The organism is Acetobacter sp. DmW_043 (assembly GCF_002153485.1).
Lineage (GTDB): Bacteria > Pseudomonadota > Alphaproteobacteria > Acetobacterales > Acetobacteraceae > Acetobacter > Acetobacter thailandicus.
Genome location: NZ_JOMN01000060.1, coordinates 1 through 341 on the forward strand (window position 1 = coordinate 1; position 341 = coordinate 341).

The 341-nt window shown below is 65.1% G+C and carries 1 protein-coding gene; it reads left to right on the forward strand.

Annotated elements, in window-relative coordinates; genetic code table 11:
• Positions 1–341, forward strand: a 341-nt coding sequence (locus tag HK11_RS11380; protein ID WP_158092826.1) for an AAA family ATPase, incomplete at both ends; no start/stop codon positions are given.

The window sequence follows — 341 nt, forward strand, 5'->3', positions numbered from 1 at the left end:
CTGTCTGTGGTGGTCGGCTATGCCGGGACAGGGAAGAGCACCATGCTGGGTGTGGCCCGCGCGGCCTGGGAAGAGGCTGGATACCGGGTACGCGGTGCGGCGTTATCGGGCATTGCGGCGGAAGGGCTGCAGGGCGGCGCCGGGATTGAGAGCCGTACGCTTGCCTCATTAGAGCTGGCCTGGTCCAGAGGACGGGACCGCCTGGAGCGTGGCGATGTGCTGGTGGTGGATGAGGCTGGCATGGTGGGCTCACGTCAGATGGAGCGGGTGCTCTCAGCTGCGCATGAGGCTGGTGCCAAAGTTGTTCTGGTGGGTGATCCCGAACAGTTGCAGGCGATTGA